Here is a 25,234-nt window from a genome sequence, read left to right on the forward strand (position 1 = left end):
AGAATCACCGAGGCCGGGGAGAGTCACCGGCCTCGCCGAGTTCGTCCTCGAACGCCGGACGGGCCGGATTTCCAGCCCGTCCGGCCCAGGAAGGCACCACATGACCCGTGAGATCAAGGTTCGAGGCACCACCGCGGCCGGCTACGAACCCGTACGCGACGAGTTCACCGCCCTGCTCGCCGGTGCGGAGCCCGGCCATGCCTCGCAGCTCTGCGCGTATGTGAAGGGCAGGCAGGTCGTCGACCTGTGGGTGGGGCCGGATACCGACGGGGACACCCTCTTCGGGGTCTACTCCTCCACGAAGGGTGCCGCCTACCTCACCGTGGCGTTGCTCGTCCAGGAGGGCGTCCTGGGCTTTGACCGTGAAGTGGCCTACTACTGGCCGGAGTTCGCCGCCGAGGGGAAGGGAGGCGTCACCCTCCGGGAGCTTCTCTCGCATCGCGCGGGCGTCGTCGGGGCCGACAGTGGATTCACTCCGGAGGAGATCGCGGACGACCGCGCCATCGCCGCCCGTATCGCCGTCCAGCGGCCCTACTGGCGGCCCGGCACCGCGTTCGGCTACCACGCCCTGTCCATCGGCGCGCTGGCCGGTGAGGTCGTCTTCCGGGTCACCGGGCAGACCTTGCAGGAGGTGTACGAGGAGCGGGTCCGCGTCCCGTATGAGCTTGACCTCCACCTCGGGCTGCCCGAGGCGCTTGAGCCCCGCTTCCGTTCCGTACTGCCGATGATGCCGACGCCCACGGAGCGGGCCCTGCTGGACGCGCAGCCGCCGGACCCGGGCAGCCTCACGTCCATCGCGTTCAACCGCAACGGCGCACACCCCACCGCCCTGGAGTCGCTCCCCAACTCCCGCCTGGTGCGCGCCAAGGGCCCGGCGTCCGTCGGCGGTGTCGCCTCCGCGCGCGGTCTCTCCAGGATGTACGCGGCGGCGGTCAGCGGGCTCGACGGGCGGGAGCCCCTCCTGAAGGCGGAGACCGTGGCCGAGTTCGGGCAGATCCATTCCAACGGGTACGACCTGGTGGCGCGGGCCCACAAATCGTTCGGGGTGGGGTTCCAGAACGTCGCCGAGGCCTGGTATCCGTTCCTCGGCGTGGGCTCCATCGGGCACAAGGGCGTCGGCGGCTCGCAGGCGTTCGCCGATCCGCGCACCGGGCTCGCCTACGGGTACACGCGGCGCCGGTTTCCCTACCCCGCAGGACCGGTCCCGGAGGACGAGCGCCTCGTACGGGCGATCCACACGGCGGCGGTCACCGGCTGAGGGCCGGGCACGACAGAGGGCCGCACCCCTGCCTGGGGTGCGGCCCTGTGCCACGTACGCGTCGCAAGGATCAGGCGACGGCGAGCTCCACCTTGATGTTGCCGCGCGTGGCGCTCGAGTAGGGGCACACCTGATGCGCCTTCTCGATCAGGGACTGCGCGGTGGCCGCGTCCACGTTCGGGATGGAGGCGGTGATCGCGACCTCGAGGCCGAAGCCGCCGGCCTCGTTCTGGCCTATGCCGACCTTGGCGGTCACGGTCGAGCCGGAGATGTCGGCCTTCTCCTTGCGGGCGACCACACCGAGCGCGCCCTGGAAGCAGGCGCTGTAGCCGGCCGCGAAGAGCTGCTCGGGGTTGGTGCCGGCGCCGCTGCCGCCCATTTCCTTCGGCGGGTTGACGACGACGTCGAGCTTGCCGTCGTCGGTGGCGACGCGGCCGTCACGGCCGTTCTCGGCGGTGGCGACGGCGGTGTACTTGACGTCGATCTGCTGGATGGACATAAGTGCCGGTTCCTCCTGAGACGTGCCGCGACGCGCGCCCACAGCCGCGACAATGTGGAATGACAATATCGGATGACGGAAAACGAAGAGCGGCGGCCACCCTGCTCCGGCTGCCGCCGCCCGTCGCCCTCACGTCTCCGCTCACCACTCTCAGCCGAGGGAAACGACCATCTTTCCGGTGTTCTCGCCGCGCAGCATGCCGAGGAAGGCCTCCACGCCGTTCTCGACGCCCTCGACGACCGTCTCGTTGTACTTGAGCTCACCGGAGCGGATCCACGCGCCGACCTCGGAGACGAACTGGGGCTGCAGCGCCTCGTGGTCCCCGACGAGAATGCCCTGCAGACGGAGCCGCTTGCCGATGATCATGGCCATGTTGCGCGGGCCCGGCGTCGGCTCGGTGTCGTTGTACGCGGCGATCATGCCGCAGATGGTGGCGCGGCCGTGCACGTTCATGCGGCTGATGGCCGCTTCGAGGTGCTCGCCGCCGACGTTGTCGAAGTAGACGTCGATGCCGTCGGGGGCCGCCTCCTTCAGCTGCTCCACGACCGGGCGCGGGTCCTTGTAGTTGAACGCGGCGTCGAAGCCGAGCTCCTCGACGAGGTACTTCACCTTCTCGTCCGAGCCCGCCGAGCCGATGACGCGCGATGCGCCCTTGAGCTTGGCCATCTGGCCGACCTGGGAGCCGACGGCACCCGCGGCGCCGGAGACGAACACCGCGTCACCCTCCTTGAAGGAGGCGACCTCGAAGAGGCCCGCGTACGCGGTCAGGCCCGGCATGCCGAGCACGCCGAGGTACGCCGAGAGCGGCGCGGCCTGCGCGTCCACCTTGACGGCGTGCTTGGCCGGGACCTGGGCGTACTCGCGCCAGCCCGCGAAGTGCAGGACGTGGTCGCCGGGCGCGAAGCCCTCGGCGTTCGACGCGACGACCTCGCCGACCGCGCCACCCTGCATGGGCTCGTCCAGCTGGAACGGCGGGGTGTACGACTTCACGTCATTCATCCGGCCGCGCATGTACGGGTCCACGGAGAAGTGCAGATTGCGGACCAGGACCGCACCGTCGGCCGGGGCGGCGACAGGGGCCTCGCGCAGCGCGAAGTCCTCCGGGACCGGCCAGCCGTGCGGACGGCGCACGAGGTGCCATTCACGGCTGACGGCGGGGAGCTCGGATGTGTTGGCCTCGGGGGTGACGGGCATGCGGGGCGTCCTCCTGCTGCTTCAGGCTGCCGTGTCCGGCAGTCTGCGACATCGAAAATGCTTCAGGTTGTGAAACAACCATGCTCCTACATATTTCATGATGTCAAGTATCCGGGTAGCCTGGTGTGCATGGCCACCACCAGCTCCCGCAGCCCGCGCACGGACCCGCTGACGCTCGAAGTCGTCGAGCTCATCGGCACGGTCGTCGCGCGCTACTACGAGGAGTACGACGACGCGGCGGGCAAACACGCCCTCACCGGCGCCCAGGCACGCGTCCTGGGGCTGCTCTCGCTCGCACCGCTGCCCATGCGTCGTATAGCCCAGAAGCTGAAGTGCGAACCGTCGAACATCACGGGAATCGTCGACCGGCTCGAAGCGCGTGGACTCGTCGAGCGGCGGCCCGACCCGGCCGACCGCCGGGTGAAGCTCGCGGCGCCGACGGAAGAGGGCATGACGGTCGCCCGCAGCCTGCGCGATTCACTGGACTTCGCACGGGAGCCGCTGGCCGAGCTCTCCCGCGAGGAGCGGCTCTCGCTGCGGGCGCTGCTGCGCAGGATGATCGGCGAGGACGGCGCACCCACGGCCTGATCTCAGCCGCTCCTCCGCCAAGACCGGCCTTGCTTCTGTCCAGTTTCCGGACGCCGGAAGCCCCCGAGGCCAACGGGTGAGGCCTGAGGACGTTCGTCGTACGACGACTTCGGCAGCTTCGGGCACAGCCGGGGGGCATGGGTCACATCCGGTCCGCTGAGGACTGGACCGCCCGGTGGAACGTCCGCTGACCGGCGACCCGGTGCCGGGCGACTTGGCCGGTAGCGCGCAGGGGGGAACGAGTGGCTCGGTGTTGAAGTGAGGGCCCAGCGGTCGCGTGCCCGGAGCGGCGATCACTCAAGAGAAGGCGGGGACGCTCATGGCGTTTCTCAGGCACAAGTCGACGGGGTTCCGCTGTGCGGTGGCGTGCCCGACCGGCGAGGGGTGGTCCGCGATGTTCCTGCAGCCCTCCGCTGCTGTGGGTATCAGCGAAACGGCCCTGCTCTTCGACGCGGCGACCTATGACGCGTACGAGGGACGGTTCGCAGACCTGCGGCAGTACCAGTACCAGCGCTTCTACCTGTACCCGGAAGCCGTGCTGGAACTGCCCGCCCACGAGAACGGGTCGAAGCAGTACATGTTCGTCACCGGCACGGACAGCCTGCGATACCTCGTGGGCACCGGCGTCGTCCGGCGCGAGCAGCTGATGATGCTCTCCTGGCTGCCGGCCGACTGGCGGTACAACGTCGACGTCCTGCTGCAGGCACCCAGCTCGTCGGCGGGCGAGTGGCGCACCTACCTGTTCAAGGGCAACCGCGTCCTCACCTTCAACTGGGGCGCCTCCTCCCCGCCCGTCGAACGGAATGTACTGATCACCGAGGGTCCGGACGCGGGCGAGCCGGGCTGGGCCCAGCTCCCGGCCGATTTCCGGTCGGACCTCGACCACGTCGTCGCACTGCCCCCCGCCTCCGGCGGCGTACGCCGCTCACTCCTGGTCAAGGGAGCGCAGGGACTCATTCTCAACTGGCGCACCGGGGTGGAGAAAGCCGGTGAACTCACCTCGCTGACCACGGGCCTCGGCGTACTTCCGGCGCGCTACAAGACGCCGTACCTGCCGGTGTCGGGGACCTATCGGGCCACCAACGACGACGGTCGGACCGTCGAAGTCCGGGTCGACATCGACCGACCCGGCACGCTGTCCACGATCAGCGGCGACCTCTTCACGGAGGCGGGCGGGACCACGGCCTACTCCAACTCCTTCCGGGCGACCGGTGTGGAGGTGGAGCAGACCCTGGACTACATGGTGATCTACGGGAAGAAACTCACCTGGGCCACCCCGTCGCCCGACATCACCCAGCTCCGGATCCTGATACATCTCACCGAGACCGGCAGGCCACCGCGGACGGCCGGGTGGCTGTGCCTGGAGGACGCGAGCTACTCCCGGGCCCTGTGGTACGAACTCCCCAGGGTGTCGACGTACTTCCGCACCGTCGACTACGAGGTCGACACCGTGGTCGGCGAGAAGGAGATCGCCAGTTACGACACCGCCAACGCCGCGACGCCGCCCGGATACGCCGACCGGGTGCTCACCGTGCCCTCCTCGTTCGCCGAGGCGGGCGTCGAGTTGCGTACCGCCGGTACCCGCAACGTCCTGGACACCACCGGGGCCGGTACGGACCTGATGTGGTCCAACGCCGAGCTGCACGCGGCCATGGTGGCGAACTTCAGCGGACACCGCGACATACCGCAGTGGAAGCTGTGGACCCTGATCGCGGGCCGGAGCGAGCGCGGCGCGGCCGGGACCATGTTCGACCAGACGGGGCTGCACCGTCAGGGTCTCGCGGTGTTCACGCAGAGCAACACGGCCGGTACGAACGACGAGCTGCACACCTACGTCCACGAGATCGGCCACGCCTTCAACCTGCTGCACTCGTTCGACAAGCACAAGGCGGACCCGCCCGCACCGCTGGGGCCCCTGAGCGGTTACGGCGACCTGTCGTGGATGTCCTATCCGCATCTCTACCAGGGGAACGAAGCGGCGCAGACCGGGTCCGATCGGGCCGTCGCGTTCTTCCGTGCCTTCGCGTTCCGGTTCACCGACGACGAGATCGGGCACCTGCGGCACGGCTTCTACCGGCAGTTGGTCATGGGAGGCAGCGACTTCATGGCCGGCGCCGCGAAGGACCGGCCGGGCACGGAGCTGTTCGCGCAGCCGCTGACCGACGAGTCCGGCCTCATCCTGGAACTTGAGGGGCAGGCGGCGTTCGAATACGGCGAACCGGTCGTCGCACAGCTCAAGCTGGGCCGCACCGGCAGCCGCGGCACGGTCGCCGTACTTCCCGACCTGGATCCCTCGGCAGGACACGTGCTCGTCGCCATCACCGATCCCTACGGCCACACCCGCCTGTTCCAGCCCCTCTCACGCACGTGCGCAGGGCACGACACCACCGCGCTCACGGCCGAGGCACCGGCCGTCTATGCCAGTGTGTACCTCGGTTACGGCGCCGACGGGCTCTACTTCAGCGAGCCCGGCCTGTACAAGGTGGCTGCCGCCTACCAGGCTCCCGACGGTTCTCGCGTGGTCTCCGCTCCGCGAACGGTCCGGGTACGCCAGCCGCTCTCCCGTGAGGACCAGCAGGTCGGCGAGCTCCTGATGGGCGACGAACAGGGGCAGCTGCTGACGTTCACCGGCTCCGACGCGTCGCAGCTCCAGGGTGGCAACGACGCACTGCGGGAGGTCATCGAGCGTCACGGCGACCACCCCCTGGCAGCGCACGCCCGCCTGGCCCGCGGTGCCAATGCCGGCCGCCACTTCCAGCACATCCGCGACGGCCGGCTCGTCGTCCGCGAACCCGACATCAAGGAGAGCGTCCAACAGCTCGGCGCGGCCATCAACGCGTCCCTGGGTGACGAGGGGCTCGACAACATCACCCTCAACGAGACGATGCGCCGCCTCGCCCGCGTACACGCCAAGGACGGAAACCTCGTCGAAGCGGACGCCGTGCTCGACAGGATGGTCGCCACGTTCCGGGGCAAGGGTCTGCCCGCGCCGGTCCAGAAGACCATCCAGGCGCAGGCGGAGGAGACCCGCGTGACGATCCACGGGCGCAAGGCCAAGCCGACCCACCGCAAGAAGAGGTAGCGGAGCCGGCTCGGGGAGGACGCCGGTCTAGGTGCACCACCACAGGAAGCGGTCGCACGTCTTTGTCGGCTCCGGCTCCGGTGTCGGGTCCGGCTGCTGCGAGCTCGGCGGGGGCGTGGGGCGCGTGGTCCCCGGGGTGCCCGGTGCATCGGGGCTGCCGGGGGTGTCGTCGTCGGGTGCGTTCGGCGCCGAGGTCGTGGCCGGGTCGGCCGAGCCGGGGTCCTGGGCGGCCTCGTCCGTCGCCTTCTCGTCGTCCTTGGCCTTCTTGGACTCCTTGTCCGTGGCCGACGCCGAAGCCGAGGGCGCGCCAGAGGTGGCCGCCGTGGACTCCGCGCCCGCCGCCGCCCCGCTGTCCGGGTCCGCCGACTGCCGGGAAGCGGACCGGCTGGACTCCGCGTCCGGCGCGGAGGCCGCCGCCGGCTCGTCCGATGGGCCCTCGATGCCGAGCTCGGCCAGGCTCAGACCGCCGGCCGCCAGCGCGAGCCCCGCGGTGATCAGCAGGATCTTGCGCCGTCTGCGGCGGTGCGCGCGACGCCCGCGCTCCCGGCGGCGGCTCCTCGTACGGGGGCCCTCGTCGTCGTACGGGCCATCGGAACCGTCCGGCTCGTTCTGCGCGGTGACCGCCTCCGCGTACTCACGGCAGGCTTCGGCCGGGGTTCCGCATCCCGGGCAGGCCAGGGCGCCGTTGAGGTGCCTGTGGCACGGGTGGCAGTAGTCCATGAGGCATGGAGGCTAAGTGAGCCACGGGGAACAGAGGAAGCCGCTGCCGTGAAGGTTGTGTGCGGAATCGAATGTTCCAGCGGCGCCGGAGTCCGATCTACGGCATACCGCCTGATCGGCGCCCTACCCGCTATCCGGCGAACGCCGCCTGCGCCACGCCCTGCCCGGCGTCCTGCACCACGAGCACGGACCCGGACATGGGGTGCGGCGCCTCAAGTCCCGTACGGGCGGTAGTGATGTAGAGGTCACGCAGCTCCGCGCCGCCGAACGCGCACGCGGTCGGTCGGGCCACCGGGAGCGCGATGACCCGGTCAAGGGCTCCGGAGGGGGTGTAGCGGCGGACGGCGGCGCCGTCCCACAGGGCGACCCAGATACAGCCGTCGGCGTCGACGGTGAGCCCGTCGGGGTATCCGGCTTCGGGCTCGATGGCCACCAAGGGGCGCCGGGAGACCGGGCGTTGGTCATCGCCCAGTTCCAGTACGTCGATGCGGCGCGTCAGGGTGTCGATGTAGTACATGAGCCTGCCGTCGGGGCTCCAGCCGATGCCGTTGCTGACGGAGACGTCGCCGAACACCTCGGTGGCGGTGCCGTCCGCGGTGACGCGCAGCAGGTTGGCGGCCCCCGGGGTCTCGTCATAGGCCATCGTCCCGGCCCAGAGCGCGCCGTCAGGGGCGACCGCCGCGTCGTTGCCACGGCGGCCGGGTACGACCTCGTGGTGCAGCCAGCGGAAGGCGCCGCCGCCCGAAGCACCGTCTGCCACGGCGTCGTAGAGGCCCACGCCGTCCCGGAGGTTGACCACCAGGCCGCCGCCGACGCGGGGCTTCGCGGCGCCGACGTGCTGCTCGGTGGCCAGGACGGTGCGGCGCCCGGTCGACGGATCGTAGGTGTGGACGCGTGAGCTCAGGATGTCGACCCAGATGAGCCGCCTGGCCACGGGGTCCCAGGTGGGGCCCTCGCCGAGTGCTGCTTGCGCGCGTACCGCTATGTCCATTGCGGCAGGCTACCCGCACGCCCCGGCTCGGCTCACCCCCTCAGCTCACCCGCCCGAGCTCCCCCCGCAACCGCCGTGCCCTGAGCACCAGTTCCAGCTCGAAGCGGCGGTCCGGGTCGTCGACCTCGTCGCCCCACAGCTCCCTGATCTGCCGCAGGCGGTAGCGCACCGTCTGCGGATGCACCCCGAGGCGGGCCGCGACCTCCGGCGCTCCGCCCCGCGTCTCCAGCCAGGCGAGCAGCGTCTCGGCGAGGCGGCGGCCGTGCGCGGGCCCGCAGTGCGCGAGCGGGGCGAGGCAGCGGCGGGCCAGATCCTCGATGAGCTCCTCGGGCTGGAGCAGGACCAGAGCTTCGGTGTGCTCGGTGCAGTGCAGGACCTCTCCGGAGGGCAGCAGGCCGCGCTCCATCAGGCGGACCGCGGCCTCCGCCCAGCGCAGGGACTTGGCGGCGTCGGCGAGCGGTACGGGCGGGCCGATCGCACCTGACCAGCCCGCCATGGCGCGCCGCAGCAGCTCGGGGCGTCCCGCGGCTTCCGGGTCGGGGATGACCATGCGGGGCTGTTCGGTCTCCATGTCGAGCAGGACGCCCTGCCCGACGGCGGGCGCCACGGCCTCGCGCGCCGGACGCAGCAGCACGCCGACGGCGACCCGCTCGGGCAGCTGCCAGCCGACGCGGGCGGCCCGTTCGTCGAGGGTGCTCCCGGCGTTGGCCTTTCCGGACGCCGTGTACGAGCCGAGGCCGGGTCCTGCCGGTGCCAGGGCCCCGGGGTCGCCGCGCCGCTCGGAGAGCAGCAGCTCCATCAACTTGCGTTGCAGGCGCAGCCGTTCACCCGCCTGCCGGGCCGCCGCTTCGGCGTATCCGCGGACGGACTGGTCGACCAGGCCGTCCAGGTACTCGAAGCCCGACTCGGCGAGTTCGTACATGGCGGGTGGCGGGATGTCGATCTGCTGGCCGATCTCGGCGAGGCGCCGCCAGGCCAGGCGCACCCCCAGGCGGTAGATAGCCTGGAGCGAGTCGAGGCTGCGGCCGTGCAGGCCCTCGCCGCGGCCGAACTCCTGGAAGACCTCCAGGGGGTAGCACGGCCGGCCGCCTTCCGCCGCGGCGATCTGCTGGACGAACCCCTCCAGGGCACGGCGTATGCCGATGAGCGCCATCGGCTCGCCGGAGTCGTCCAGGACGACGGGCAGGCCGGGGTACTCGGCGCGGATCTCCCGCAGGATGTCCTGGGCGAGGGCGGGCACTTCGTCCAGGGCGAGCGCGGCGAACCGCCGTACCTGCAAGGGGGGTACGTCCCGCCAGGCGGAGCGCACGGGCAGCGGCCCCTGGCTCTCGGTCACGGGCGCGGTCACTCACTGCCCCCGTGGGGCAGTCTCGTAGTGGACGAGGGGGGTGTTGGGCTGGTCAGGGGTCGCGTTCAGGAGCGCGACGACGCCGAACGCGGCGGCCACGGCGAGGGCCGCGGCGGCTGCGACGGTCAGACCTGCGGCGAGCAATCGGTGCATGTCAGGGTCAGCCTCTCTGCTGGAGGTCGTCCCCACCCTGGTCGCGCGGATGTCGATCGCACAGTCACTTACCGGCCCCGTCCGGCAAGTGCCCAGTCTCATCAATGCATTGACACTCCGTCAAGGGTGCGCCTAGCGTTCCCGCCCCATACGGCTCGGTAACACTTCTCCACCGCCCTCAGGAGTGCCGGATGCGCCGCACAGCCTCGCCCCTCTCGCTGATCCTCCTCGGACTCGGCGCCTTTCTGCTCGTCCTGGCTCCGATGCTCGCGTGGTACGTCGCACCCCACGCGAAACGCACGCCCGTCGACATCGACACCATCACGGTTTTCAAGGGCAAAGGCAGCTATTTCGACACCGAGAAGATCAAGACCGTGCACGACAAGAACCTGACGATCACCCGCCAGGTACGCGGTGACGTGGGGGACAGCAACGACGAGCACGCGGTCTGGGACGTGGTCACGTCCGTCGATCCGGACAAGTCCCTGCCGGCATCGGACCCGCACGATTCGCTCCAGTTCACGACGGAGCGCTGGGTCACCGACCGGGAGACGAACAGGCCGGTGCACTGCTGCGGCGAGAAGCCGTACTTCGAGGGCGAGGCGTACCTCAAGTTCCCCTTCGACGTGGAGAAACGCGGTTACGTCTGGTGGGACAACACCCTGGGCGCGACCGTCCCGCTGACCTTCCGCGGCACGAAGAAGATCCAGGGCTACGAGGGCTACCGCTTCACCGCGAAGGTGAAGCCCGCCAAGACCGGCACGCGCATGGTGCCCGGCCGCCTGGTGGGGCAGCCCAAGCGCAGCAATGTCCTGGCCGAGGAGTGGTACTCCAACCACGGCGTCGAGCTGGTCGCCGACAAGCGCACGGGCCGGATCATCTACGCCGCCATCGGCCCCCGCAAGACGCTGCGCGCCCCCGGCTCGGACAAGGACGCGACGGTGCTGCTCGACAGCGAGCGCATCGCGTTTACGCCCGAGACGCAGAAGACGCAGGTCGGGCTCGCAGACGACGACAGCAGCCGGCTGAAGCTGGTGGGCGAGACGCTGCCGGTGGGGGCGGGCGTGCTCGGTGCGGTGCTCGCGATCGCGGGTGGCGTCCTGGTCGTACGGGGACGGCGCTTCGACCGTGGGACGCATGGGTCAGGTGGGCCCGGCTCGGCGGCGGAGCCGAGCGGTCCGAATACCGATACGTCCCCAACCGCCCTGCAACCCACCACGATGTGATGAGACGTCAGCTCTTGAATCCCCCGAACTTGTCACTTCGGTGAGTAGCCGCGCCGGACAGTGCGGCGAAAACTAACCACCCCCACCCGCGCACAGTCCCCGCACCGCCCCCGCACAGACCGAGCACAGCACGTCCGTAAGTGACCCCTGAGCGATTCCTGAGCGATCCCGAACGGTGCAACCCCCCATTGCCCTCAAGGTTCCGCACCCTGAGACGAGTTGGAGCACGCATGCCCCAGCACGTGCCGTCCCCGCTGCGCGCCGCTACCCCCCGGGTCGCGCATCGGCTTCCGGCGCTTCCCCCACAACCGCGCCGGATTGTCTTTCTCGCCCGCAGAGATCTCGACAATCCGGCCGCGGGCGGTTCCGAACTGCTCGTCGACCGGCTGGCCGACGGACTGAGCAAACTCGGCCACCAGGTCACCCTGCTCTGCGGAGGCCCTGCCGCCTTCCGCGACTACCGTGTCGTGTCGGCGGGCGGCGATCTCGGCCACTATCTGCGCTCGCGCTCCGCCTTCACCCGGCAGGTCGGTGACTGCGACCTGCTTGTGGAGGTCTGCAACGGCATGCCGTACCTGGCGCCGCTGTGGCACCGCGGGCCCACCCTGTGCCTGGTCAACCACGTCCATACCGATCTGTGGGGGATGCGCTTCCAAGGCGCGCTCGCCCCCGCGGCCCGGCTCGGCCGAAGGCTCGAACACTGGTCGCTCTCCGGGGCCCAGCGCGGCAATCTCCTTGTGGCCGTCTCGCCGTCCACGGCCACCGCCCTGCGCGCGATAGGCGTCGAGCGTGAGCGCATACGCATAGTCCACAACGGAGTCGAGGAGCCGGGGCCGCTCCACCCCCGCTCGGACGAGCCGATGTTCCTTGCGATGGGCCGGCTCGTCGAGTACAAGCGCATCGATCTGCTGCTCCGGCTCTGGGAACGTGTCAGACCCGTCACCGGCGGACGCCTGGTGATCGTGGGCGACGGACCCGAGCTGGCGCGCCTCGAACAACTCGCGGGGCCCGGCGTGGAGTTCAAGGGCCACGTCTCGGAGGCGGAGAAGCACCGGCTGCTCTGCGAGGCGTGGATGCTGCTCCATCCCTCCGCCGTGGAGGGCTGGGGGCTGGTCATCACCGAGGCGGCGACCCGCTCGACGCCGGCGATCGGCTTCGACGTACCGGGTGTACGGGACTCCATCGAGGACGGCGTGACCGGTCTGCTGGCCCGGGGTGAGAGTTCCTTCGCCGCCGCCTGGTGCACGTTGGCGCTGAGTGCCGAGCGCCGCAGGGCCCTCGGCAAGGCGGCGGGCGAGCGGGCCACCAGCTACCGGTGGGCCAATTCCGTACGCGAGTTCCAGGCCGTGGCCTCCGAGGCCGTCGCCTCCCACCAGGCATCCCACCAGACATCCCAGGGGTCCGTGTGAAGGACCCGTCGCTGCGGCGCTCGCTCACCCTCTTCCGGGCCTTCCTGCGCGAGCAGCAGGAGCCCGAGCGGTGTTACACCCTGCTCGCCAGGGACGCCGCCGACCAGGTCGAGGCGTATGGACCGGTCAGGGACCGCGTCGTCGTCGACATCGGGGGCGGCGGCGGGTACTTCACCGAGGAGTTCCGGCGGCGCGGCGCGCAGAGTTTCCTCTTCGAGCCGGATCCGGCGGAGCTGGGCGCCAAGCCGCCGGAGGGCTCGGTCGTCGCCGACGGGTATTTACTGCCCCTCGGCGACGGCGTCGCCGACGTCACCTTCTCCTCCAACGTCCTTGAGCACGTGGACGATCCGCAGACCTTCCTCAGCGAGATGGTGCGGGTGACCAGGCCCGGCGGCCTGATCTACGTCTCCTTCACCAACTGGTACTCGCCGTGGGGCGGCCACGAGTGGGCGCCCTGGCACTATCTCGGTGGCGCCCGTGCGCGGGCCCGCTATGAACGGCGTACGGGCAAGGCAGCCAAACACACGCTCGGCGAGAACCTCTTCGCGCATCACATCGGCCCGACCCTGCGCCAGGTGCGGGCCAGGGACGACGTGTCCGTCGTGTCCGCACGGTCCCGCTACTGGCCGTTCCTGGCCGGTGGCATCACCAAGGTGCCGGGTGTACGCGAGTTCGCCACCTGGAATCTCCTCCTCATCCTCAGGCGGTGTCCATGACCACGGTCCAGGCCCCACCCCCGGCGCCAGTCCGGCCCACGGCTGACGCCCCCGAACCCGGTCGGGGGCCGCGTTCGCGGCGCTGGCTGCTCGGGTTCTGGGCCGTGGTCCTCGTCCTCTTCCTGGCGGTGAAACCGGGGCGGATGACGTTCGACACCAAGCTGGGGGTCGCCGTCGACCCCTGGCAGTTCCTCTCCGACCTGGGGCAGCTCTGGCACGACAGGGGCGGCTTCGGCGGGATCCAGGACCAGTACGTCGGCTATACGTTCCCGATGCTGCCGTTCTACGGCCTGGCCAAGCTCGTCCAGCTCCCGGTGTGGCTGGCGGAGCGGCTCTGGCTGTCGCTGATCGTGGCGACCGCGTTCTGGGGTGCGCTGCGGCTCGCCGAGCGGCTGCGGATCGGCAGCGGCGCGAGCCGGCTGCTCGGCGCGGTGGCGTTCGCGCTGTGGCCGACGTTCACGGTCGTCGTCGGGTCGACGTCGGCCGCGGCGCTGCCGGGCGCGCTCCTTCCGTGGGTGCTGCTCCCGCTGACGAACGACAAGATCAGCGCGCGGTCGGCGGCCCTGCGGTCCGCGCTCGTCATTCCCTTCATGGGCGGCGTGAACGCGGCGGCGACGCTGGCGTCCCTGCTGCCGGTGGGCCTGTATCTGCTGTCGAGACCGAACGGACCGCGCAAACGGAAGCTGATCACCTGGTGGGTGCCCGGGGTCATCCTGGCCACCGCCTGGTGGGTGGTGCCGCTGCTGATGCTCGGCATCTACGGCGAGAACTTCCTTCCGTACGTGGAGAACGCGGCCACCACCACCGGCACCATGTCGGCCACCGAGACGCTGCGCGGCGCCGGGAACTGGGTCGCGTATCTGCACTTCGGCGAGGCATGGCTGCCCGCGGGGTGGTCGGTCGCGACGTCCGTGCTCGTCGTGGTCTGCTCGGCGCTCGCCGCCGCCCTCGGCCTCGCGGGCCTCGCGCGGCGCGATCTGCCCGAGCGGCGCTGGCTCGTCCTGACCGTGCTCTCGGTCGCGCTCGTCACGCTCGCCGGGTACGGCGGCGCGTTCGGCGCGCCCTTCCACGAGACCGTGCAGTCGTGGCTGAACGGCGGGCTCGTCCCCTTCCGCAACATCTACAAGTTCCAGCCGGGCCTCGCGCTCGCCCTTGTCTTCGGCCTGATGCATCTCGTGGGCGTGGCGGCCCAGGCGCGCGGGGCGCGGCCGGTGCGGGGGCGCAAGTTCGCCCCGCTGATCGCGGCCGTGCTCGTGCTGCCCGGCCTTGCCCTGCCCTACCTGAACGGCTCGATCCTTCAGCCCGGTTCGTTCCAGAAGCTGCCCACCTACTGGGACACGACGGCGGACTGGCTTCAGAAGTACTCCCCCGACTCCCGCGCGCTCGTCGTGCCCGCCACCGCGCACGGCATCTACACGTGGGGCTCGCCCATCGACCAGCCCCTCGACGTGCTCGCCGAGTCCCGCTGGGCCCAGCGGGACTACGTGCCGTTCGGCACGCCCGGCAACCGGCGGGCGATGGACGCGGTGGAGCAGGCGCTCACCACCGGCGGTGAAGTCCCTGGTCTGCGCGACTACTTGACGCGGGCCGGGATGTACTACGTCGTCGTGCGCAACGACCTCGACCCCGACCAGATCGGGAACGTACCGTCGGCGACCGTGAAGCGGACCCTGGAGGAGTCGGGCTTCGAGCGGGTCACAGGATTCGGCCCGAAGATGACCGGCGGGACGATCCAGAAGGACACGCCCCTCCAGGTCGAGGGCCTGTATCCGCGCCAGCGCGCGGTGGAGATCTACGCCCCGGGATCGGGCGCGGAGCGTCCCGGCCAGGCCGGGATCAAGCCGGTGTCGAACACGGCCGTGGTGAGCGGCGGCCCCGAGTCGCTGCTCCAGCTCTCCGCCGACCCGGCGATGCGCGACCGTCCATCGGTCCTGACGGGCGACAACCATCCGGGGGTCGGAACTCCCGGGCTGCAGGCGGTCGGTGACGGTCTGCGCCGCGCGGACACACGCTTCGGCCTGATCAACTCCAACACCTCCTATACGTACACACCGGGCGAGTACAACGCGAGCGGTGCCACGCAGGACGCGGGCAAGAAGCCGCACCAGATCCTGCCCACCGAGGGGATCGAGCACCAGACGACGGCCAAGCTGCGCGGCGCGAAGTCCGTGACGGCGTCGAGCTACGGCAACTGGCTCTTCCATCTGCCGCAGTACGACCCCGTGAACGCCTTCGACGGCAATCCGGCCACTTCATGGGCCGAGGGCAGCCCCGGAAAGCCCAAGGGCGCATGGATCAAGGCGGAGTTCAGGTCCAAGGAGTCCATCCCCTCCTCGATCCGGGTGATCCCGCTGCCGGCGGAGGGCGTGCGGGCCGCGCCGACGCGGGTCAAGGTGGAGACGGAACAGGGCAGCCGCACCAGCTCCCTCCAGCCCAACGGCATGCGGCAGAGCATCAAGGCCCCTGCCGGTGAGTCGAGTTGGCTGAAGATCACGATCGTCGACGCGGAGATCGGCCGGGCAGGCCTGACGGGCGCGGGGTTCTCCGAGATCACCGTTCCTGGCGTACGGGTCACCAAGCTGCTCGACCTCCCCAAGGACACCATGGGGAACCGCGAGGGCGACACGGGCGCCGACGCGACGACGTACTCGATGCACCGGTCATCCGACCCGAGCGCGCTCTCGCCGGTGAACGCCGAGTCGGGGCTGCACCGCCGCTTCACGACGCCGGCCGACGGTGAGTACGAGGTGGCGGCGAGCGCGGTGGCCATGCCTGGCGCCGAGCTCGACAAGCTGCTCTACAAGGTGGCCCCTGAGCAGAAGGACCAGATCGTCGCGAGCGCCGAGTCGACGTCGAAGCTGGGCGGCAGCCTCTCGCCGCGCAATCTGACGGACGGCGATCTGACCACGGGCTGGATCGCCGGTGACACTCCGGTGATCCATCTGAAGTGGCCGGACAAGCAGGCGATCGACGAGATCGTGCTCCCGGCTGCGGGCGGGCTCTCCACGCGTCCCGAGAAGGTCGAGATCAGCTCGCCGGACGGCGCGGCGATCGCCGGTGTCGACGAGAACGGCAACACGCGGTTCCCGCCGATCACCACGGACGAGCTGACCATCACGGTCACGCAGACGGCTCCGCTGACGGTCCACAACCCGGTGGCGGACGACGAGTTGCAGCTGCCCGTGGGCCTCACCGAGGTCTACATCCCGGCCCTCGACAAGTACCGGACGCCTCAGCCGGAGGCTTCCGCGACCTTCGAACTCGCCTGTGGCGACGGCCCGGTGCTCGCCATCGACGGCAAGCTGCACGCGACGAGCGCGAAGGGTTCGGTGCGGGACCTCGTCGAGCGGCGCCCCATCGAGGTGACGGCCTGCGAGCGGGGCTCGAAGGACACGACCGTGTCGCTCGGCTCCGGCGCGCACACCGTCGAGGCCGGTGACGGGGGCCCGCTCGCCGTCATGGACGTCTCACTGACCCAGGGGACACCGGGCGCGATCGACCGGGAATCGCGCTCCCTGAACGTCAAGGACTGGCTGGGCGACCGGCGCGAGGTGGCGGTGGGCGCGGGAGCGGCCTCCTACCTCTCGACGTACGAGAACATCAACGACGGCTGGAAGGCGACGCTGAACGGCAAGGAACTGTCGTCCGTACGCCTCGACGGCTGGCAGCAGGGCTTCCTGGTCCCCAAGGGCGAGGGCGGCAAGGTCAAGCTGAGTTACGAGCCCTCGCGGATCTACGAGATCGGCCTGATCGGCGGCGGTGTCGGCGTCCTCGCCCTGATCGCCCTGGTGCTGATCCGGCGCCGCGACCCGAACGCGGACGGGCCGGACGTGGCACCGCCCGCGCCGGGCCCGATCCTGGGCACGGTGGCGCTGACGCTGGTGGCCATAGTCATCGCGGGCTGGTTCGCGCTGCTCGTGCCGGCCCTTGCCCTGCTGGCCTGGCGCCGTCACGCGCTGCTCGTGCCGCTCGCCTTCGTGGCGATGGCGGGGGCGGGGATCGCGGCGGCCATGGGTGCGGGCGAGCCACTCGCTTCGGACGAGGGAGCGTTCGGTCCCGTGGCCCAACTCCTGGCCCTGATCGCGCTGTTCGCGGCGTTGGCGAGTGTGCGGGATGAGCCCGCCGCAGCACCGGCGAGGCACCGGGACACGGGTGACGGCGGTGCGAACGCCCCCTGGGGGCCGCCTTCGCAGCAGCCCCCGCCGGCGGCCCCGCCGGTGATGCCTCCCGTGGCGCCTTCCCCGCCGGGCCCTGACAGGGACCTGGGGACGACTCCGCTGCCCAGGCGGAAGCGGGGGGAGAGCGGGCCGGGTGCGGCTGACGGGAGCCTGGACGCGGGCGGCGCCCCGCAGGCCACCAGCTCGACCATCTCCGCCCGCGGCCCTGCCGCCGCCCAGCCGGAACCGACACCGCCGGGCGCGCGGACCACGCGTTTCAGGCGGCGCAGGTCAAGGACGACGGAGGGGCTCGCGGGCGCCGCGGCGCCGTCCGCTCCCGGGGAGGACACGGAACGATGACCGCACTCGATCACCCCGCACGTCACGCGGACGGACCCGAACGGCCTCCGGAGCGCGTGCCGTTCCCGGTCGTCGACGAGGTCTCACGGCACTGTCTCCAGGAGGAGGAGCCGGAGACCGTACACATCGAGATCCACCTGCCCGGCACCCCGGACCCGGCCCGCCTGAAGGCCGCGTTCGACGAGGCCCTGCGCCGCCACCCGCGGATCCTGATGCGGGAGGCGCGGGGGCCCTGGTACCGCCGTCGCTACGAGTGGGAGCTGACGGCGGAGCCTGACGTGGAGGTGGTGACGTTCCCGGCGCCGGAACGGGACGCCTTGAAAAAGGCCCGCACCCGCTCCCTCACCCAGGCCCCACCCCTGTCGGCCTCACCTCCGATACGCCTGGAGGTGATCACCCCGGTCGCCCCCTCGGGAGGAGCGGACACCGCGGGCTCCACCTCGGGCAACGGCGGGGCGGCCACGGCCCTCGGCGGGGCTGCTGGAACGGGCGGCGCGGCGACCTCGCCCGGCGCACCCGCTTCAGAGGGCGCAGCCATCAACGCCGGGGGCACGACCTCCGACGCGGGGGCGGGCAGCGCGGCGGTACCGAGCGGCGCACCCGCCCCGGGCGACGGGCGGGCGGACACGACCCCCGGCGGGGGCACCAGCGCGGGCAGCGCGGCGACCTCCCCCGGCGATATCGCCCCTGGCAATGCAGCCACCCCGGGCAACAGCCCAGCGGACAGGCCCCGCGGCGAAGGCACCAGCGCGGGCGACGCGGCAGCCCTGAGCAGCAGCCCCGCGGACACGACCCGCGGCCAAGGCACCGGCGCGGGTAGCGCGGCCATGCCGAGCGCCGCACCCGGCCCGGCAAGCGGCCCGGCGGGCGCCGTCCCCAGCGGAGGCGCCGGCACGGGTGGCGACCCCGCCCCGGGCAGCGCAGCCGCCGCCGGGGGCGAGTCAAGCGCCCCCGGCAGCCCCAGCTCAAGGCGCCCCGCCAGCAGCAGCGTCCTCTTCCTCACCATCAACCACACCGCCCTCGACGGCCCCGCCTGCCTCCGCATCCTCGCCACCGCCGCCGAGCTGTACGGCGGGCAGGACAACTCCCCCGCGGCGCCCCCGCAGCGACCGGCGTCGGCGCCCGTTGCCGAGGCTGCCGCGGCGCCCGCCGACGCTCCCTCCGGGTGGGCTCCGCCCGCTCGCGTGTCTCGCGGCACCCCCGAGCCCTCCCCCGGCAACGGCATGCTCGTCGCCGAGATGGCCGTGCCTAGGCGGCCCAAGGGGGCGCCGTTCACCGTGAACGACCAGCTCATGGTGGCCACCGCGCTGATGATCGCGCACTGGAACCGGGAGCACGGGGCGCGCCCGCGGCCGTTCCGGATCACCATGCCTGTCGACGACCGGCCCCGCGACATGGGCATGCCCATCGGGAACGGGACCCGGCTCGTCGAAGTGCCGTTCAGCGCCGCCGAGTTGACGTCCGAGGAGTGGAGTCCGTACGACATCGGCGTACTGCTGCGCCGCACCGCCGACCGCACTCGCACCCTCAAGGCGCTTTCCCGGCCCCAACTCGGGCATGGAGCATCGCTGTTGACCGCGCCCGTGCTGCCCGTCTCCCTCAGAGCCGCCGTCACGCGCGGCCTGCGCAGAGCCGCCGCGCCCTGGACCTCCACCACGCTGCTCAGCAACATCGGCCGCGTCCCGTACTCCCTCGACTTCGGCGACGCCGGACGCGCGCACGCCGTCTGGTTCTCCGCCCCCGCCCGGCTGCCCCGCGGCCTGACCGTGACCACGGCGTCCACCGCGGGGCGCCTGCACCTCGCCCTGCGCTGGTCGAAGTCCCTGCTCAGCAGCGGCGACGGGGCCCATCTTCGCGACCTCTTCGAGCACTACCTCCACGCCACGGAGCACGCGGAGCACACGAAGGAGGGGAGCACGCCATGACCAGCACCAGCACCGCGCCCCGTGATCTGCGGGACTTCTACGAAGATCCCTCCGTCCCCGTCGCGTCCGGCGACGCCCGCAGCCTGCGCCAGGCCCGGATGCTCGCCGACGCCCTCGGCCCGGCGACCGCCCGCACCGCCGTCGTCCTCGACATCGGCTGCGGCGACGGCACCGCCGCAGCGGCGGCCGCCCCGCTCCTCGCGGGGCATCGCGTCATCGGCGTCGACTGGTCCCAGGACGCCCTCAAGCGGGCCCACTCACATCTTCCGTACGTCGTACGCGGTGAACTCACCGACGGTGGGCTCCCGTTCGCCGATGGATCCGCCGACGCCGTTCTCTTCAGCGAGGTCATCGAGCATCTCGTCGATCCCGACAGCGCCCTGGACGAGCTGAGAAGAGTGCTCAGGCCAGGAGGGCATCTGATGCTGTCCACGCCCAATCTCGCCGCCTGGTACAACCGCGGGCTGCTGCTCGCGGGGGTGCAGCCCGTCTTCTCCGAGGTCAGTCTGCGCGGCATCCACGGGCGTCCGGGGAGCGAGGTCGTGGGGCATCTGCGGCTCTACACCGCCCGCGCGCTGCGGGAGTTCGTCGCCGCCACCGGTTTCGAGGTGGTGCGCGTCGCGGGCGCGCCCTTCCACGGCGTACCGCGTCCGCTGCGGGCCCTGGACCGGCTCGCCTGCGCCGTGCCGAGCGCCGCGTCGATCCTGCTGCTCCACGCCCGGAGGACGTAGCGATGTGGTGGGGTGTGGCCGCCGCGCTGCTGGCGAACCTCCTCTACAGCACCGGGTTCGTCCTGGAGAAACGGGCCCTGACCGCGATGCCCTCCGTCAGCGTGCGCAATCCGGCGCGGCTGCTGCGGCAGGTCGTGTCCAGCCCCCTGTGGATCGGCGGATCGCTCGCGCTCGCCGCCGGGTTCGGCGCGCAGCTCGCCGTCTACCGGACGCTGCCGATCGCCGCCGCGCAGGGAATCTTCGTGTCCGGGCTCGTGCTTCTGCTGCTGCTCTCCTCCGTGCTGCTCGGGGAGCGGACGTCGGGGCGCGAGCGGTACGCGGTGGGGGCCATCCTCTTGGCGCTCCTCATGGTCGTCCTCTCCTTGAGCGAGGACGCCGACACCGTCAGCCACAGCGCGCCCGTGCCGCTGGTCCTCACGGTCTGTCTGCCCTCGCTCGCCGCGGGGGTCTGGCTGTACGGGTCCGCCGAGCGGCGCTCGAAGCACCGCCACCGCCTTCCGACGACGGGCGTCGAGTACGGGGTCGCCGTCGGGCTCCTCTACGGAGTCAGCTCGCTGGCCATCAAGGGCGTATCCAGCTATCTGACCACGCAAGGCCTCGGCTCGGCGCTGCTCGACCTGCTGCGCTCCCCGTATCCGTATCTCCTGCTGTTCACCGGGGCGTTCGGTCTCGTCATGTCGCAGGCGGCGCTGCAGCGCTGCCGGGCCTCGCTCATCGTCCCGGTCTGTACGACGGTTACCGCGCTGTTCACCGCGGTACTCGGCACGCTGGCGTTCGGCGAGCCGCTGCCCGAGGAACCGCTGCGGCTCGCCCTGCGGATCGCGGGCACGGCCCTCGCGGTCTCCGTACTCCTCGCCATGCCCAAGCACGACGCTCCCCCGCCGGCTCAACCCACGCCCCCCACCAAGGAGTTGACGAGCTGATGAACCCCGAAGATCCTCTCCTGAAGATCCTTGCCTGCCCGCTCGACAAGGGGCCGCTGCATCTCCTGGAGCCCGCCGAACCCCTCGTACCGGAGGAAGTCCTCTACAACCCACGCCTGCGGCGCCGCTATCCGATCATCGACGGGATACCGCAGCTCCTGCCGTCCTCAGGGGAGCAGATATCGGAGGACGAGCACGAGCAGCTCCTGAAGCGGATCTCCCCGTGAGCGGCGGCCCTCACAAGACCGTGACCCGCCCCCACAAGACCGTGGCCGCGCGTCTGGCCCCGCACCTGCCCGCTCGCCTGATCGCCTCGCTGGCCCGGCTGGTCTACCCCCGCTTCGAACCGGAGCTGGCCCGGCTCTCCGACCTCTGCCCGCGTGGCTGCGGAACGGCGGTGGACGTCGGCGGCTGGTACGGGCCGTGGTCGCGCCGCCTCGCCTCACGTGCGCGCCGGGTGGTGACCGTGGAGCCCGTGCCGCATCTGGCCAGGCTCCTGGAGACCTCCACGCCCGGCAACGTCCGGGTGGTCCAGGCCGCCGCCACCGACCGCCCCGGAACGGCCCGGCTCTGGCTGCCGCAGGGCGACCGCGGGGACCGCGGGGTCTCCTCCCTCATCCGCAGGGACATCCACGCCAAGGCGGTCGAGGTGCCCTGCCTCACCCTGGACGGGCTCGGCCTGCGCGACGTCGACTTCATCAAGATCGACGTGGACGGCAACGAACTCCCGGTGCTCCGCGGCGCCCATGACCTCCTCACCCGGGACCGGCCCGCGCTCTTCATCGAGCTGGAGTCCCGCATCCAGCCGATCGCGCCGATCATCGAGCTGCTCACCCGGCACCACGGCTACCGGGGCTGGGTCCTGCCCCACGACACCTGGCTGCCGCTCGACGGCTTCGACCTGGAGGCGCACCAGAACGACACGTCGTACGTCGTGTCGCAGGGGCTGCTGCGCAGAGTGCTCACGCCGCGCCGCCCCCGGTACGTCAACTCGGTGCTCTTCCTGCCGGGCGACCGCCGCCCGGGTGCCGCCGTGGTGCGCGACCATGGAGCGCATGTCCGCTAGCCCAGGCCGTACTCCCAAGTCCTCAGGCCCGTTCACTCCGCTCGACTTCCAGCTTGTCCTGCTGCGCCGCATGGCCGACCACAACCCGGACCTCGTGGAGTCCGCCCGCCACGACCTCGGCGTCTCCCTCGCGGACATGCGCGAGGCCAACAGGCGCTGGCAGGCGATGAGCCGCTCCCCCCGTTCGCGGGGCGCGGCCTCCCGCTACCGCTCGGTGCTCGGCGCCCCCGACGCCACCGTGACGCGCCGCATCGGCGACCTGGAGTGCGAGGCCCTGCTGTGGCCGGTGCCGCTCTGGCCCGACCTGCGCTTCGAGGTGCTGCGCGCCCCGAACGGAGCGGTGTGGAACGAGTGGCTGGTCCGCGCGCCCGGCGCCCCCGGGCCCGCGCTCCACACCCTTGACGACCTCACGCCCTGGTCGTGCACGGTCGACGAGGCCGCCCGCGCGTTCGCCCCGGCCCGCCCCATGGAGGGCACGGCACCCACGCGCTGGCGCCTCGCCTTCACCGCGCCGGACGGGGCAGGTCAGCCTCGGCGCTGCGTCGCCGAGTTCACCTGGGGGCTGCTCCAGCGGCTCTCGTTCCCCGACGGCGCCTGACGCCTGCTCAGGAGCGCCACCGCCCCGACCAGCAGGGCGAGCGCCACCAGCAGCGCGCTGACCCACAGCGGCGAACGGTGGCCGAGCCCCGCCGAGAGGGCGATGCCGCCGCCCACGGGACCGATCGCGGCGCCCACGTTCAGCGCGGCGGTGGCGAAGCCGCCCGCCAGGGTGGGGGCGCGGGTGGCCGCGTAAAGCACCTGGGTGATCAGCGCGGAGCCGACGCCGAAGGACAGCGCTCCCTGTACGAGGACGAGGGCGACGGCGGCCACCGGGTTCGCGGCGGTCACCGCGAAGAGCACCCAGCCCGCCAGCAGCAACGCCGCCCCGCCCAAGAGGAACGGAACGGGCCGCCGGTCCGCGAACCGTCCCGCGAGCGTGACCCCGAGGAACGACCCGACGCCGAAGAGCGCGAGCAGCGCGGGCACCCAGGCCTCGCGGAAACCGGCGACGTCGGTGATCAACGGGGCGAGGTAGGTGAACGTACAGAAGGTCGCGCCGTTCACCAGCGCTCCCAGGAGGAGGGTCACCCCGAGCCGCGGCTCACGCAGGGAACGCAGCTCCCCGCGCACACCGGTCACCGCGGCGTCGGGCGCACCGGCGGGCACGGACCGCAGGATCGCGAGGACGGCGGGCAGCGAGACCAGCGCCACCGCCCAGAAGGCCGAGCGCCACCCCCAGAACTGCCCGAGCAGGGCGCCCCCGGGTACGCCCGCGACACAGGCGATGGTGACTCCCCCGAGCAGCGCCGAGGTGGCGCGCCCCTTGGCGTGGGGCTCGACCATGGCGACGGCGGTGACCAGGGCCACCGCGAGGAACCCGGCGTTGGCGAGCGCGCCGACGACGCGGGTCGCGAGCAGCACGGCGAAGCTGGTGGTCAGCGCGCCGACGACATGGACGAGCAGGAAGGCGACCAGGAAGGCGAGCAGCGCGGTCCTGCGCGGCCACCGGCGGCTGAGGACGGCCATCACCGGCGCGCCGATGACCATCCCCACGGCGAACGCCGAGGTCAGGGTGGACGCTGTCGAGAGGGATACGTCGAGGTCGGCGGCGATGTCGGGGCCGAGACCGGAGAGCATGAACTCGGAGGTGCCTTGCGCGAAGACCGCGAGGCCGAGCATGTAGAGGGCAAATGGCATGAAGGTACTCCGCACCCACGTCAGGGGTCGACGAGGCGGCGGCCGGCCGCGGGGTCACGGCTGCCGCGCCAAGAAGAAAAAGGGGAATGTCAGTCCGCGCTACGGCGATGAATCATCCGGTGACGTGAGAGAAGCCACCGGTCATGCCGGCCGGTGGCTGGAGTCTGTCGGACTCGGGACTGAGCATGGCGGCAGGCTAGTCAGCCCCCAGCCACCGCGTCCACCCGATTTCCGGGGCTACTGGGCCGCGGTGAGGATCTCCTCCGTCGCGGCGGGCAGCGCGCCCGGGTTCAGGTCGAGGAAGAGGTTCGGCTCGACGAGTTCGAGCTCCATGACGCAGGGTTCGCCGCTGCCGGTCTCGTCCACGAGGTCCACGCGTGCGTAGAGCAGTTCGGGGCTGCCCGGGACGGCGGCCAACGCCCGTTCGGCGACGTCGAGTTCGGCGGGGGTGGGCTGCCAGGGGCGCAGGTCGGGATGCGGCGTCTTCTCGTCGTCGTACGCCAGGCCCGGCGCGAGCACCGCACCCTTCTGTACGGCGTGCAGGAACCGCCCGCCGACGAAGACGAGGGCGCGTTCGCCGGTCTCGTCCATGCGCGGCATGTAGGGCTGCACCATCGCGGTGAGACCCTCCCTGTGCATCCGCTCGACGTGCAGCACCGCGGCCTTGTGGTCGTCCTGCGCGTACCGCGCGGCGTAGCGCGAACCCGCCCCCGATGTGGGCTTGACGACGAACTCACCGCCGTCCGGGAGCTCGACGGCGACTCCCGGCTCCAGGTAGCGGGTCGGCACGACAGGCACCCCCGCCTCCGCGAGGTCGGCAAGGTAGCGCTTGTCGGTGTTCCAGCGCACCACGGAGGCCGGGTTGGCAAGGACGGTGAGCCGTGCGACCCGCCCCGCCCAGGCGACGAAGTCGGTGACGCGTTCGCTGTAGTCCCAGGCGGACCGGATGACGACGAGGTCGAACCGCTCCCAGTCGGCCTCGGGGTCGTCCCAGGGGAGGACGGCGACGTCGGCACCCGCCACGCCGAGCGAGCGCGCAAGCTCGGGGAGGTCACGGTCGAGACCGGTCTCCAGCTGAGGCCGGCTGGTGACCAGGGCGATCGTGGGGCGGTCGGGTGACACGTGGTCCTCCTGGGTTCGATGATCCGCCC

At 71.5% G+C, this 25,234-nt stretch carries 20 protein-coding genes and 1 pseudogene; 13 read left to right on the plus strand and 8 right to left on the minus strand.

Annotation, left to right across the window (positions count from 1 at the left end; genetic code table 11):
* Positions 1-100: 100 nt before the first annotated feature.
* Positions 101-1,258, plus strand: a complete 1,158-nt coding sequence (locus ACGFX9_RS03505; RefSeq protein ID WP_393463911.1) for a serine hydrolase domain-containing protein — start codon at positions 101-103, stop codon at positions 1,256-1,258.
* 70 nt (positions 1,259-1,328) lie between these two features.
* Here the strand turns inward: ACGFX9_RS03505 and ACGFX9_RS03510 are convergent, their stop codons facing one another.
* Both ACGFX9_RS03510 and ACGFX9_RS03515 read right to left on the minus strand, forming a co-directional pair.
* The gene (locus ACGFX9_RS03510) at positions 1,329-1,757 is read right to left on the minus strand and encodes an organic hydroperoxide resistance protein (RefSeq protein ID WP_393463914.1); all 429 of its coding nucleotides are present in this window, start codon (positions 1,755-1,757) and stop codon (positions 1,329-1,331) included.
* A 150-nt stretch (positions 1,758-1,907) separates the two neighbouring features.
* Positions 1,908-2,951 (minus strand): NADP-dependent oxidoreductase, encoded by a 1,044-nt coding sequence (locus ACGFX9_RS03515; protein WP_393463917.1) that lies wholly within the window; start codon positions 2,949-2,951, stop codon positions 1,908-1,910.
* Between the two features lie 129 nt (positions 2,952-3,080).
* Here ACGFX9_RS03515 and ACGFX9_RS03520 point away from each other — a divergent pair, with 129 nt between their 5' ends.
* Positions 3,081-3,539, plus strand: coding sequence for a MarR family winged helix-turn-helix transcriptional regulator (locus ACGFX9_RS03520; RefSeq protein ID WP_393463920.1), 459 nt, complete (start codon positions 3,081-3,083; stop codon positions 3,537-3,539).
* A gap of 319 nt (positions 3,540-3,858) precedes the next feature.
* Positions 3,859-6,621, plus strand: coding sequence for a hypothetical protein (locus ACGFX9_RS03525; RefSeq protein WP_393463923.1), 2,763 nt, complete (start codon positions 3,859-3,861; stop codon positions 6,619-6,621).
* A 27-nt stretch (positions 6,622-6,648) separates the two neighbouring features.
* Here ACGFX9_RS03525 and ACGFX9_RS03530 read toward each other — a convergent pair whose 3' ends face one another.
* The 4 genes from ACGFX9_RS03530 to ACGFX9_RS03545 form a co-directional block, all read right to left on the minus strand.
* Complete coding sequence (locus tag ACGFX9_RS03530) at positions 6,649-7,341, minus strand: hypothetical protein (protein WP_393463926.1); 693 nt, start codon at positions 7,339-7,341, stop codon at positions 6,649-6,651.
* Between the two features lie 130 nt (positions 7,342-7,471).
* Positions 7,472-8,332, minus strand: a complete 861-nt coding sequence (locus tag ACGFX9_RS03535) for an SMP-30/gluconolactonase/LRE family protein (RefSeq protein ID WP_393463929.1) — start codon at positions 8,330-8,332, stop codon at positions 7,472-7,474.
* Between the two features lie 40 nt (positions 8,333-8,372).
* Positions 8,373-9,668, minus strand: a complete 1,296-nt coding sequence (locus ACGFX9_RS03540; protein ID WP_393463931.1) for a helix-turn-helix domain-containing protein — start codon at positions 9,666-9,668, stop codon at positions 8,373-8,375.
* 12 nt (positions 9,669-9,680) lie between these two features.
* Positions 9,681-9,833 (minus strand): hypothetical protein, encoded by a 153-nt coding sequence (locus ACGFX9_RS03545; protein ID WP_393463934.1) that lies wholly within the window; start codon positions 9,831-9,833, stop codon positions 9,681-9,683.
* A 191-nt stretch (positions 9,834-10,024) separates the two neighbouring features.
* Between ACGFX9_RS03545 and ACGFX9_RS03550 the strand changes: the two genes are divergently transcribed.
* From ACGFX9_RS03550 to ACGFX9_RS03595, 10 genes and pseudogenes are all read left to right on the plus strand, one after another.
* Entirely contained in the window at positions 10,025-11,059 is a 1,035-nt protein-coding gene (locus ACGFX9_RS03550) for a DUF3068 domain-containing protein (protein WP_393463937.1), read from the plus strand.
* A gap of 230 nt (positions 11,060-11,289) precedes the next feature.
* Positions 11,290-12,468, plus strand: coding sequence for a glycosyltransferase family 4 protein (locus ACGFX9_RS03555; protein WP_393463939.1), 1,179 nt, complete (start codon positions 11,290-11,292; stop codon positions 12,466-12,468).
* Positions 12,465-13,184 carry a class I SAM-dependent methyltransferase gene (locus ACGFX9_RS03560; protein ID WP_393463942.1) on the plus strand — a complete coding sequence of 240 codons (720 nt, stop codon included), beginning with the start codon at positions 12,465-12,467 and terminating at the stop codon, positions 13,182-13,184. The genes ACGFX9_RS03555 and ACGFX9_RS03560 overlap by 4 nt, the downstream gene beginning before the upstream one ends.
* Complete coding sequence (locus ACGFX9_RS03565; RefSeq protein ID WP_393463945.1) at positions 13,181-17,701, plus strand: alpha-(1->3)-arabinofuranosyltransferase family protein; 4,521 nt, start codon at positions 13,181-13,183, stop codon at positions 17,699-17,701. The genes ACGFX9_RS03560 and ACGFX9_RS03565 overlap by 4 nt, the downstream gene beginning before the upstream one ends.
* Positions 17,702-18,687: 986 nt before the next feature.
* A pseudogene (locus ACGFX9_RS03570) lies at positions 18,688-19,626 on the plus strand (condensation protein); the annotation flags it as partial.
* Positions 19,623-20,357 (plus strand): class I SAM-dependent methyltransferase, encoded by a 735-nt coding sequence (locus ACGFX9_RS03575; RefSeq protein ID WP_393463948.1) that lies wholly within the window; start codon positions 19,623-19,625, stop codon positions 20,355-20,357. The pseudogene ACGFX9_RS03570 and the gene ACGFX9_RS03575, both read left to right, overlap by 4 nt.
* A gap of 14 nt (positions 20,358-20,371) precedes the next feature.
* Entirely contained in the window at positions 20,372-21,280 is a 909-nt protein-coding gene (locus ACGFX9_RS03580; protein ID WP_393465599.1) for a hypothetical protein, read from the plus strand.
* Entirely contained in the window at positions 21,280-21,507 is a 228-nt protein-coding gene (locus tag ACGFX9_RS03585; RefSeq protein ID WP_160504877.1) for a Trm112 family protein, read from the plus strand. Before ACGFX9_RS03580 ends, ACGFX9_RS03585 begins: the two co-directional genes overlap by 1 nt.
* Positions 21,504-22,346: an FkbM family methyltransferase gene (locus tag ACGFX9_RS03590; protein WP_393463951.1), complete on the plus strand. Its 843-nt coding sequence runs from the start codon at positions 21,504-21,506 to the stop codon at positions 22,344-22,346. Before ACGFX9_RS03585 ends, ACGFX9_RS03590 begins: the two co-directional genes overlap by 4 nt.
* Positions 22,327-22,944 (plus strand): hypothetical protein, encoded by a 618-nt coding sequence (locus tag ACGFX9_RS03595; protein WP_393463954.1) that lies wholly within the window; start codon positions 22,327-22,329, stop codon positions 22,942-22,944. Before ACGFX9_RS03590 ends, ACGFX9_RS03595 begins: the two co-directional genes overlap by 20 nt.
* On the opposite strand, the gene ACGFX9_RS03600 is transcribed toward ACGFX9_RS03595, so the two are convergent.
* Complete coding sequence (locus ACGFX9_RS03600; protein WP_393463957.1) at positions 22,872-24,083, minus strand: Cmx/CmrA family chloramphenicol efflux MFS transporter; 1,212 nt, start codon at positions 24,081-24,083, stop codon at positions 22,872-22,874. The genes ACGFX9_RS03595 and ACGFX9_RS03600 overlap by 73 nt on opposite strands.
* 237 nt (positions 24,084-24,320) lie before the next feature.
* Positions 24,321-25,205: a RimK family alpha-L-glutamate ligase gene (locus tag ACGFX9_RS03605; protein ID WP_393463959.1), complete on the minus strand. Its 885-nt coding sequence runs from the start codon at positions 25,203-25,205 to the stop codon at positions 24,321-24,323.
* Between the last annotated feature and the right edge of the window lie 29 nt (positions 25,206-25,234).

This window comes from Streptomyces sp. NPDC048436, from assembly GCF_043200355.1.
In the GTDB taxonomy this organism is placed as follows: Bacteria; Actinomycetota; Actinomycetes; order Streptomycetales; family Streptomycetaceae; genus Streptomyces.

Excerpts from the sequence above, each read along its gene's own strand:
- ACGFX9_RS03505 (WP_393463911.1), top strand. The coding sequence starts at position 101 with ATGACCCGTGAGATCAAGGTTCGAGGCACCACCGCGGCCGGCTACGAA.
- ACGFX9_RS03510 (WP_393463914.1), bottom strand. The coding sequence starts at position 1,757 with ATGTCCATCCAGCAGATCGACGTCAAGTACACCGCCGTCGCCACCGCC.
- ACGFX9_RS03515 (WP_393463917.1), bottom strand. The coding sequence starts at position 2,951 with ATGCCCGTCACCCCCGAGGCCAACACATCCGAGCTCCCCGCCGTCAGC.
- ACGFX9_RS03520 (WP_393463920.1), top strand. The coding sequence starts at position 3,081 with ATGGCCACCACCAGCTCCCGCAGCCCGCGCACGGACCCGCTGACGCTC.
- ACGFX9_RS03525 (WP_393463923.1), top strand. The coding sequence starts at position 3,859 with ATGGCGTTTCTCAGGCACAAGTCGACGGGGTTCCGCTGTGCGGTGGCG.
- ACGFX9_RS03530 (WP_393463926.1), bottom strand. The coding sequence starts at position 7,341 with ATGGACTACTGCCACCCGTGCCACAGGCACCTCAACGGCGCCCTGGCC.
- ACGFX9_RS03535 (WP_393463929.1), bottom strand. The coding sequence starts at position 8,332 with ATGGACATAGCGGTACGCGCGCAAGCAGCACTCGGCGAGGGCCCCACC.
- ACGFX9_RS03545 (WP_393463934.1), bottom strand. The coding sequence starts at position 9,833 with ATGCACCGATTGCTCGCCGCAGGTCTGACCGTCGCAGCCGCCGCGGCC.
- ACGFX9_RS03550 (WP_393463937.1), top strand. The coding sequence starts at position 10,025 with ATGCGCCGCACAGCCTCGCCCCTCTCGCTGATCCTCCTCGGACTCGGC.
- ACGFX9_RS03555 (WP_393463939.1), top strand. The coding sequence starts at position 11,290 with ATGCCCCAGCACGTGCCGTCCCCGCTGCGCGCCGCTACCCCCCGGGTC.
- ACGFX9_RS03565 (WP_393463945.1), top strand. The coding sequence starts at position 13,181 with ATGACCACGGTCCAGGCCCCACCCCCGGCGCCAGTCCGGCCCACGGCT.
- ACGFX9_RS03575 (WP_393463948.1), top strand. The coding sequence starts at position 19,623 with ATGACCAGCACCAGCACCGCGCCCCGTGATCTGCGGGACTTCTACGAA.
- ACGFX9_RS03585 (WP_160504877.1), top strand. The coding sequence starts at position 21,280 with ATGAACCCCGAAGATCCTCTCCTGAAGATCCTTGCCTGCCCGCTCGAC.
- ACGFX9_RS03595 (WP_393463954.1), top strand. The coding sequence starts at position 22,327 with ATGGAGCGCATGTCCGCTAGCCCAGGCCGTACTCCCAAGTCCTCAGGC.
- ACGFX9_RS03600 (WP_393463957.1), bottom strand. The coding sequence starts at position 24,083 with ATGCCATTTGCCCTCTACATGCTCGGCCTCGCGGTCTTCGCGCAAGGC.